Annotated in this window: 9 protein-coding genes; 8 read left to right on the top strand and 1 reads right to left on the bottom strand. The window is 63.1% G+C overall.

Annotated features, from left to right (window positions below; genetic code table 11):
- The 7 genes from AADJ04_RS05535 to accD all read left to right on the top strand — a co-directional run.
- Nucleotides 1-637, top strand: a 637-nt coding sequence (locus AADJ04_RS05535) for an aspartate-semialdehyde dehydrogenase (protein ID WP_341238998.1), incomplete at its 5' end; no start/stop codon positions are given.
- Between the two features lie 287 nt (nucleotides 638-924).
- Entirely contained in the window at nucleotides 925-3471 is a 2547-nt protein-coding gene (locus AADJ04_RS05530; RefSeq protein ID WP_341238997.1) for a FimV/HubP family polar landmark protein, read from the top strand.
- 56 nt (nucleotides 3472-3527) lie between these two features.
- Entirely contained in the window at nucleotides 3528-4346 is an 819-nt protein-coding gene (gene truA / locus AADJ04_RS05525) for a tRNA pseudouridine(38-40) synthase TruA (RefSeq protein WP_066694916.1), read from the top strand.
- A gap of 68 nt (nucleotides 4347-4414) precedes the next feature.
- Nucleotides 4415-5143 (top strand): phosphoribosylanthranilate isomerase, encoded by a 729-nt coding sequence (locus AADJ04_RS05520; protein ID WP_341239002.1) that lies wholly within the window; start codon nucleotides 4415-4417, stop codon nucleotides 5141-5143.
- A complete protein-coding gene (gene trpB / locus AADJ04_RS05515) occupies nucleotides 5121-6404 on the top strand; it encodes a tryptophan synthase subunit beta (protein ID WP_341238996.1) in 1284 nt (427 codons plus the stop codon). The genes AADJ04_RS05520 and trpB overlap by 23 nt, the downstream gene beginning before the upstream one ends.
- Nucleotides 6401-7225, top strand: coding sequence for a tryptophan synthase subunit alpha (trpA, locus tag AADJ04_RS05510; protein ID WP_341238995.1), 825 nt, complete (start codon nucleotides 6401-6403; stop codon nucleotides 7223-7225). Before trpB ends, trpA begins: the two co-directional genes overlap by 4 nt.
- A gap of 171 nt (nucleotides 7226-7396) precedes the next feature.
- Nucleotides 7397-8269, top strand: a complete 873-nt coding sequence (accD, locus tag AADJ04_RS05505) for an acetyl-CoA carboxylase, carboxyltransferase subunit beta (protein ID WP_066784768.1) — start codon at nucleotides 7397-7399, stop codon at nucleotides 8267-8269.
- A 219-nt stretch (nucleotides 8270-8488) separates the two neighbouring features.
- Here the strand turns inward: accD and AADJ04_RS05500 are convergent, their stop codons facing one another.
- The gene (locus AADJ04_RS05500; RefSeq protein WP_207373478.1) at nucleotides 8489-9052 is read right to left on the bottom strand and encodes a YggT family protein; all 564 of its coding nucleotides are present in this window, start codon (nucleotides 9050-9052) and stop codon (nucleotides 8489-8491) included.
- Between the two features lie 192 nt (nucleotides 9053-9244).
- Here AADJ04_RS05500 and AADJ04_RS05495 point away from each other — a divergent pair, with 192 nt between their 5' ends.
- Nucleotides 9245-9880, top strand: a complete 636-nt coding sequence (locus AADJ04_RS05495) for an LON peptidase substrate-binding domain-containing protein (RefSeq protein ID WP_207373477.1) — start codon at nucleotides 9245-9247, stop codon at nucleotides 9878-9880.
- The last annotated feature ends 16 nt before the right edge of the window (nucleotides 9881-9896 follow it).

The raw sequence follows: 9896 nt of genomic DNA, 5'->3' as shown, positions 1-9896 counted from the left end.
ATCGGGCGGTGGCGCGCAGCACATGCGTGAGCTGCTCACGCAATACGGCACGTTGAATGCCGAAGTGAAGTCTCTGCTGGATGACCCCAAGAGCGCCATCCTGGAAATCGACCGCAAGGTGATCGCCAAGCAGCGCAGCCTGTCTGCCGCTGAAACCGCCAACTTTGGCGTGCCCCTGGGCGGCTCGCTGATCCCCTGGATCGACAAGGACCTGGGCAACGGCCAGTCCAAGGAAGAGTGGAAGGGCATGGCCGAAACCAACAAGATCCTCGGCATGGGCGAGGGCTTTGGCTCGGCCGCCATCCCGGTGGACGGTTTTTGCGTGCGTGTGGGCGCCATGCGCTGCCACAGCCAGGCTCTGACCTTCAAGCTCAAGAAGGACGTGCCCGTGGCCGATATCGAAGCCATGATTGCGGCCGACAACGAGTGGGTGAAAGTGGTGCCCAACACACGCGAGGCCACCATCAAGGATCTGACCCCCGTGGCCGTGACCGGCACCATGACCATCCCTGTAGGCCGCATCCGCAAGCTGGCCATGGGCCCTGAGTATGTGGGCGCCTTCACCATTGGCGACCAATTGCTGTGGGGCGCTGCGGAACCCCTGCGCCGCATGCTGCGGATTTTGTTGTCCGCCTGATTTCAAAGGCCTGCACCCAGCGCGCAAAACCGACGTTTTGCGCGCTTTTTTCATTCTCGAGCGCAGAAACAACCAGTTACGCCACGTTGTCGAATGGCAACAGGTTTACGCATCAAATGAGGGCCCATGGTTGCCCACCAAAGCTTCGACGCCACCTCAGCTTGTCACAGCAAAACATTGCTGCTATGGTGCTTTTTACATATTTTCACGCTCCGGGGCGGGAACAGCACATGAGAAAAACAACTCCGCTCGACCGAGCCGCACCACCTAATCAGTTGATGGCAAACATGCATCGTTGGAAATTTTCAGCTTTGGCGGCTGCTGCCGTGCTTTGCGTCGGCCTGCACGCAGGCGAGGCGTCTGCTTTGGCCCTGGGGCGAATCACGGTGCAGTCAGCGCTGGGTGAACCTTTGCGCGCCGAGATCGACGTACCCCAAATCACTGCGGCGGAAGCTGAGACCCTGCGTGCCACCGCGGCGTCGCCCGAGGTGTTCCGCTCCCAAGGCATGGAGTTCAATCCGCTGATGAACGCCTTGCAGATCCAGCTGCAACGCCGTGCGGATGGCAGCGCCGTGCTGCGGGTCTCCAGCGACCGCCCGGTCAACGATCCGTTTCTCGATCTGGTCCTGGATACCACCTGGGGCACAGGCAAGATTGTTCGCAGCTACACCCTGCTGTTTGACCCACCGGCATTGCGCAGCGCCGCACCTACAGCCACAGCAGCCCCCCAGATCACAGCGCCAGCCGCCGCGGCACAGCAGCGCCCCGCCCCTGCGCGTGTAGCGACTCCAGCCGCACCCGCCGTGCGTGCACCCGCAGCATCGCGCCCCGCCCCCGCCGACGGCGTGACCGTCAAGCCTGGCGACACGGCCGGTCGGATTGCGAATGCCCACCGCCCTGCAGATGTTTCTCTGGACCAGATGCTTGTGGCCCTGATGCGCGCCAACCCCGATGCATTCATCCAGGGTAACGTGAACCGCGTACGCGCCGGCTCTGTGCTGCAGATTCCGGATGAAGCCACCGCCAAGTCGGTGTCCAACACCGAGGCTCGCCAAATCCTGGCAGCCCAAAGCCGCGACTTCAACACCTTCCGCCGCAAGATGGCTGATGCCGCACCGAGCGCAACAGTGGCCTCGGCCGAGCGCTCGGCCAGTGGCAAGGTGCAGGCCCAGGTGGAAGACCGCAAGCCCGCAACAGCTGCCCCAGACAAGCTGACCCTCTCGAAGGGTTCTCTCAAGGGCCAAAAGGCTACCGAAGACCAGCTGGCGAGAGACAAGCAAGCCAGCGAGGCCAATGCTCGTATGGCTGAGCTGTCAAAGAACATCAGCGACCTGAACAAGGTCGGCGCAGCCTCTGCTGCAGGCGCGGCTCCAGCCACCGCCCCAGCGGCCAGTACGCCTGCGGCGATCAAGGCAGAAGTGCCCGGCGTTCCCGCCACCCCGACAGCCCCGCAAGCACCTGCTTCGACACCCGAGGTGCCAGCCGAAGCGGCCAGCACCCCTGCAGATGCTGCATCAGCCCCCGATGCCACTGCGTCTGCACCTGCCGCCGAGGCATCTGCACCAGCAGCGCCCGCACCCAAGGTGGTCGTGCCTCCTCCACCACCCATCGAAGAGCCCAGCTTCCTTGATGGGCTGATGGAAGACCCCATGATTCCACTGGCCGGTGGCGGCCTGCTGGCTCTGTTGATCGGTTATGGCGCTTACCGTGTCGTGCAGCGCCGCCGTGGCGCTGGCGGCGTAGACAGCTCCTTCATGGAAAGCCGCATTCAGCCTGACTCGTTCTTCGGCGCCAGCGGTGGTCAACGCATCGACACCGCCAACAGCGAAATGACCACGGGCGGCTCTTCCATGGCCTACTCGCCCAGCCAGCTGGATGCTGGCGGCGATGTGGACCCTGTTGCAGAAGCCGACGTCTACCTGGCCTATGGCCGCGACCTGCAAGCGGAAGAGATTCTGAAAGAGGCCATTCGCCACAACCCCGCACGGGTTTCCGTCCACGTCAAGCTGGGCGAAATTTACGCCAAACGCCAGGACCGCAAGGCCCTGGAAGCAGTGGCAGGCGACGTGTTCAAGCTCACCCAGGGTGAGGGCCCCGACTGGGCCCGCATCACCGAACTGGGCCGCGGCCTGGACCCGGAAAATGCCCTGTACCAACCCGGTGGACGCCCCGGCGGTGAAGTCGCTCAGCCCGCCCCCGCAGGCGGCTTTGCGAGCACGGTACCCGCCGCGATGGGTGCCGGTGCGGCTGCTGCACTGCCTTCTGATCTCGACCTGGATCTGGATCTCGACCTGCCAGATGATGCCCTGACGGATGCCCCAGCCGCCGGTGGGTTCGCCGCCGCGGCTGCGGCCTCCGGCCTGGCTCCCGAAATGGAACTGCCTTCGCTGGATGACGAGCCAGAAACGGCCCGCCCCCCTATGGCTGAAGCCGCTCCGACGCTCGACCCACTGGGCGCCGCAGATGATCTGAGCATTGCACCCTCTGGCCTCGCGCCTTTGTCGTCTGGCACCCCAGACAACAACACGCTGGAATTCGATCTGGGAGATCTCTCGCTCGACCTGACAGCGCCTTCCACCCTCAGCACGCCCACGCCGAGTACACCATCGGTCAGCGAAGAAATCACCACGGCATCTGCAACAATGGGTGACGATGACGATGATGGCGAGGCTGCTGCTCATGACGATCCTCTGGCGACCAAACTGGCGCTGGCGGAAGAGTTCAACGCGATCGGCGATACCGATGGTGCCCGCACCCTGATCGAGGAAGTGGTGGCAGAGGCAACAGGCGCACTCAAAACCCGCGCCCAGCGCTTGCTGGCTGATCTGGGCTGATGCCGCCAGAGCTGACACCCGAGAGCCCGACCAACGCCTCCTCCTCCAACGCCACCGTGAGGATGGCGTTGGGCGTCAGCTACAACGGGCAAGGCTACAACGGCTGGCAGAGCCAGTTATCTGGCAACACTGTTCAAGACAAGCTCGAAGCAGCCCTGGGCCGCTTTGCTACGCATACAGTGAGCACCCTGTGTGCGGGCCGCACCGACAGTGGGGTGCATGGGCTGATGCAGGTCGTGCACTTCGACACCCCCCTGCGCCGCCCCAACGCATCGTGGGTTCGGGGCACCAACACCTTTTTGCCACCCGACATTGCGGTGCAATGGGCACAGCAGGTGCCTGACAGCTTTCACGCGCGCGCCAGTGCAACGGCCAGGCGCTACGCTTACGTGCTGCTGCAGTCACCCGTGCGCCCCAGTGTCGAGTCTGGTCGCGTGGGCTGGGTACACACGCCACTCAACGGCGATGCAATGCGGCAAGCCGCCAGCATCTTGCTCGGTGAACACGATTTCACATCGTTCAGGGCATCTGCCTGCCAGGCTAAGACGCCGGTCAAAACGATCAAACGCATAGAGATCACTGACAGCCGTGCAGTAGCGCCGCACCCCGAACTGGGCTGGAGCCCCTGCTATTGGCGTTTCGAGTTCGAAGCCAACGCCTTTTTGCACCACATGATCCGCAACATCATGGGCTGCCTGATCGCCGTCGGAAGTGGCAAGCAGCCAGTAAGCTGGATGCAGAGCGTGCTCAATGCGCGGTCGCGCGATGCGGCAGCACCCACCTTTTCCCCAGACGGGCTGTATTTTCTGGGCCCGGTCTACGATGCGCAGTGGAAGCTTCCTCAAAGCACCCCTCCCTTTGCCTGGCTGCCATGACCACCCACCACTCTGCTGAAACCGCCTCCACACCCCACCCGCATGGCTTCGCAACGAAACCCCGTGCCATGACCAGCGAGCGCACGCGAATCAAAATCTGCGGCCTGACCCGGGAACAGGATGTGGATGCCGCCGTGGCGGCGGGTACCGACGCTGTGGGTTTCGTGCTGTATGCACCCAGCCCCCGCGCAGTCACCCCTGAGCGCGCTGCGCAATTGGCACGCAGACTCCCACCATTCGTCACCCCCGTGCTGCTGTTCGTGAACGAAAGTGCTATTAAAATAATAGCTACTAGCGCAATGGTGGCGGGCGCTATCGTGCAATTTCATGGTGATGAAGCGCCGGCCGATTGCCTGCTGGCCACAGGCCACGGGTTGCGTCCATTTTTGCGGGCAGCGCGCATACCCCTAGGCGATGGGGCTGAACGCTTCGACCTCGTAAAATACGCGCAGGATTTTTCACACGCCCAGGCCATCCTGCTCGACGCCCATGTCGACGGTTATGGTGGTGGCGGCAAGGCATTCAATTGGTCACTCCTTCCACCAAGCGTCAGCTCTCACCTCGTTTTGTCTGGTGGACTCACGCCTGCAAACGTGACCGATGGCATTTTGCAAGTCCGCCCGCGAGGCCTCTCGCTGGCGGTTGATGTCAGTTCCGGCGTTGAAGCCGATGGCCCCGATGGCAAACCCATCAAGGGCATCAAAGACGCCGAAAAAATCCAACGCTTCGTTGCCGCCGTGCGTGCGGCCGATGCCCAACTTGCAAAGAATCCCCATGAGCTCTTATCAGCAACCTGACGCCTCCGGGCACTTTGGCCCCTACGGTGGCAGCTTCGTCAGCGAAACCCTGACCCACGCCATCCAGGAACTGCGCGAGGCGTACGCCCGCTACCAGAACGACCCAGAGTTTCTGGCGGAATTCCAGTACGAACTCAAGCATTTCGTGGGCCGCCCCTCGCCCATCTACCATGCCGCGCGCACCAGCCGTGAAATGGGCGGTGCGCAGATTTACCTCAAGCGCGAAGACCTGAACCACACCGGCGCGCACAAGATCAACAACGTGATTGGCCAGGCCATGCTGGCCAAGCGCATGGGCAAGCCCCGCGTGATTGCCGAAACCGGCGCAGGCCAGCACGGCGTGGCAACGGCCACCATCTGCGCCCGCTACGGCCTGGAATGCGTGGTGTACATGGGCGCCGAGGACGTGAAGCGCCAGAGCCCCAACGTGTACCGCATGAAGCTGCTGGGCGCCACCGTGGTGCCCGTCGAATCTGGCAGCAAGACCCTGAAGGACGCCCTGAACGACGCCATGCGCGACTGGGTGGCCAATGTGGACAACACCTTCTACATCATCGGCACCGTGGCGGGCCCACACCCCTACCCGATGATGGTGCGCGACTTCCAGAGCGTGATTGGCAAGGAATGCATTGAACAGATGCCCGCCATGCTCGCTGAGCAAAAAGTGCTGGGCCAGCAGCCCGACGCCGTGATCGCCTGCGTGGGTGGCGGCAGCAATGCCATGGGCATTTTCCACCCCTACATTCCGTTCGAGAAAACCCGTCTGATTGGTGTGGAGGCTGCGGGCGAGGGGCTGGACTCTGGCCGCCACTCCGCATCGCTGCAAAAAGGCAGCGCCGGCGTGCTGCACGGCAACCGCACCTTCATCCTGCAGGATGACAACGGCCAGATCACCGAAACCCACAGCATCAGCGCAGGCCTGGATTACCCCGGCGTGGGGCCAGAACATGCGTGGCTGCAGGAAATCGGCCGCGCCGAATACGTGGGCATCACCGACAAGGAGGCGCTGGACGCCTTCCACTACCTGTGCCGTACCGAAGGCATCATTCCCGCCCTTGAATCGAGCCATGCCGTGGCCTATGCCATGAAACTGGCCAAGACCATGCGCCCTGACCAATCCATTCTGGTCAACCTCTCAGGCCGTGGCGACAAGGACATCGGCACCGTGGCCGACCTCAGTGGTGCCGATTTCTACTGCCGCCCCAGCTGCCAGGGGCAGTCCGTCAAGGGCGGCGAGCAACATGTCAAGGTGGTCAAATGAGCCGCATCGAAGCAACGTTTTCCGCCCTCAAGGCCCAAGGCCGCAAGGCTCTGATTCCCTATGTGACCGCCGGCTTTCCGTTCGCCGACATCACGCCTGCCCTCATGCACGGCATGGTGGAAGCGGGCGCTGACGTGATCGAACTGGGTGTGCCTTTTTCAGACCCCATGGCCGATGGCCCGGTGATCCAGAAGGCGGGCGAGAAGGCTCTGAGCCTGGGCGTTGGCATGGTGCAGGTGCTGGACCAGGTGCGCGAATTCCGCAAACGCAACAACACCACCCCTGTAGTGCTGATGGGCTACGCCAACCCCGTGGAACGCTACGACCAGAAGCACGGCACCCCGGGCACAACTGGCAGCGCCTTTGTGCGCGACGCCGCCGCAGCCGGTGTGGATGGCGTACTGATCGTGGACTACCCACCCGAGGAATGCGAGGCCTTCGCCGCCGATCTGCGCGCCCACGGCATGGATCTGATCTTTTTGCTAGCTCCCACTTCTACCTCCGAACGCATGGCCCAGGTGGCACGGGTGGCCAGCGGCTACGTGTACTACGTGTCGCTCAAGGGCGTCACAGGCTCGGGTGCGCTGGACACAGCGGCTGTCGAACAGATGCTGCCCCGCATTCGCCAGCACGTTCACATTCCGGTGGGCGTGGGCTTCGGCATCCGCGACGCAGCCACCGCCCAGGCGATTGGCAAGGTGGCTGATGCCGTAGTGATCGGCAGCCGCATCATCCAGCTGATTGAAGACCAGGAACACGCCAAGGTCGTCCCCATGACCATAGATTTCCTGCGCGGCGTGCGCAAGGCGCTCGACGCATAATAGAGGGCATCCCCCTGAGCGGCTTTGCCGCTTCCCCCTTCTCCTTGTGCTGCGCACAGGAAGGGGGACGCTCCCAGCGCGGCGGGGCGGCCCTTGCGCGGGAGCCCTGATTGATGGGCAGCGCTAGCGTTAAGGCCGCGCCGCCACAGGCTCATTCATACAGAGGAAACCATGTCCTGGCTCGAAAAACTCCTGCCCTCCAAGATCCAGCAAACCAACCCCACCGAGCGCCGCCAGGTACCCGAAGGGCTGTGGATCAAGTGCCCGAGCTGCGAAACCGTGCTCTACAAGGCCGACCTGGAGCAAAACCAGAATGTCTGCCCCAAGTGCAGCCACCATCACCGCATTGGCGCCCGCGCACGGCTGGACGCCTTTCTGGACGCCGAAGGCCGCTATGAAATCGGCCAGGAAGTGCTACCCGTGGACGCCCTCAAGTTCAAAGACAGCCGCAAGTACCCCGAGCGCCTGAAGGAAGCCCTGGAGAACACGGGCGAAACCGATGCCCTCATCGTGATGGGCGGCGCGGTCAAGAGCATCAACGTGGTGGCCGCCTGCTTTGAGTTCGACTTCATGGGCGGCTCCATGGGCTCTGTGGTGGGCGAGCGCTTTGTGCGCGGTGTCGAAACTGCCATCGAACAAAAGGTGCCTTTCATCTGCTTCACCGCCACCGGCGGTGCCCGTATGCAGGAAGGCCTGCTGTCGCTCATGCAGATGGCCAAGACCAACGCAGCGCTGACCCGCCTTGCCAAGAAGGGGCTGCCCTACATCAGCGTGCTGACCGACCCGACCATGGGCGGCGTGAGCGCTGGCTTTGCCTTCGTGGGCGACATCGTGATTGCCGAGCCCAAAGCCCTCATCGGCTTTGCCGGCCCCCGCGTGATCGAATCCACCGTGCGCGTGACCCTGCCCGAGGGCTTCCAGCGTGCTGAATTCCTGCAGACCAAGGGTGCTGTGGACTTCATCTGCGACCGCCGTGAACTGCGCAGCACCGTGGCCAGCAGCTTGGCCATGCTGCAGCGCCTGCCAGCCGACGCGGTGGTGTAAGGCCACGCTACTGCGGTGCGGGGCGATTTTGAGAGATCGCCCTACCGCAAACGCTATTAAATTCATAGCTGCTAGCGCTTATCCAGTAAGCGCTAGCAGCTATTTTTATTGATATTCAGGGAAAGGAGTCGCAAAGCGTCAACCAAGCGCCTTTGCGACCAAGCAACCGATGGCCATACATCGGTTGAAGCAGCAGGGCAGCGTGGCCCCTGCCCAGACTCAGCCCTGCAAGGCCCCCGTCAACACCGCTGCCTGCAAGTGGCCCAGCACGATCATGGCGATCTGCAGCAGCACCAGCAACACCAGGGGTGACAGATCCAAACCGCCCACCAGCGGCACGACCCGCTGCACAGGCCTGAGCAGCGGTGCGCACAGCCGCCCAATCACATCCGACATGGGAGAGCGCGTCTGCACCCAGGACAGGATCGCATGCACGATCAGCAGGCCGATCAAGCCCGAAATCGCGACCCGCACCAGACCGAAGGCTGCCAGCAAAGGCACCACTGCGCCAGAGATGGCGCCGCCCGCAATCAGCCACAGCAGGCCATATTGCACCTGCTGCACCAGCAAGCCCCCCACCAGGCTGGAGACGTCCCACTGGCCTGTGGGCGGAATCAGCCGGCGCAGCGGCATGATGAACCAGTCGGTCAACGCAAACACCAGAGCCCCCACCGGATTGGAAAAGGGCACACGCTGCCACTGCATGTACAGGCGCAACAGGCAAGCACCGGTCAACAGCCCACCAATGACATCGAGCAGCAAAGTAGCGATTTGATACAACATGGAAATCCACAAATGAAGGGGTGCCCCGGCGGAAAACCGGCTGCGCCGTGGGATGATAGCGGCCCAAGATTCAGCGCCAGACCGCCTGGGGGATTGGGCCGTGGGCCCCACCCCATTCTGACCGCTGGGCAGCCCAGGGCCAGTAACCCTGCCAGGCCCGGCAGATCTTGACCAGGCGTTCCACCCCGGCCCATGACCCAGACCCTGACCCTTTCATCCCTGCCCTTGTTTCCCCTGGCGTCGGTGCTGTTCCCCGACGGGGTGCTGGCCTTGCGCGTGTTTGAGGTGCGTTACCTCGACATGGTGCGCAAATGCCACCAGACGGGCGCCCCATTTGGCGTGGTGTCCTTAACCCAAGGCAGCGAAGTGCGCCGGGCTGGAGCCCCGGATGAACAATTTCACGACGTGGGCACACTGGCGGTCATCGAGCAACTTGCAAGCCCCCAGCCAGGGTTGATCACCCTGGTGTGCAAAGGCACGGAGCGGTTTCGGATCACCCAGCGCAACCACCTGGTTCACGGCCTGTGGATTGCCAGCGTGTCGCAACTGGACAGGGATTTGTCCATCCCCATCCCTGAAGACCTGAAGAAAACTGCCACGGCCCTGACCCAGGTTTTACACACCCTGCATGCGCGTGATGCGCTGAACCCCGCAGCCGCCCTGCCCACCCCGGAACAACTCGACGACTGTGGCTGGGTGGCCAACCGCTGGTGTGAACTGCTGCCCGTGCCCATGGAGTTGAAGCAGCGGCTGATGGAACTGGACAACCCGCTGGTACGGCTGGAGCTGGTGGGCGATGTGCTGGAGCGCACGGGAATTGCACAGTGACCGCACGCAGGGCAAC

The sequence above is a fragment of the uncultured Acidovorax sp. genome, from assembly GCF_964021665.1.
GTDB lineage: Bacteria > Pseudomonadota > Gammaproteobacteria > Burkholderiales > Burkholderiaceae_C > Acidovorax > Acidovorax temperans.
This window is presented reverse-complemented; position numbering and strand designations above follow the sequence as displayed.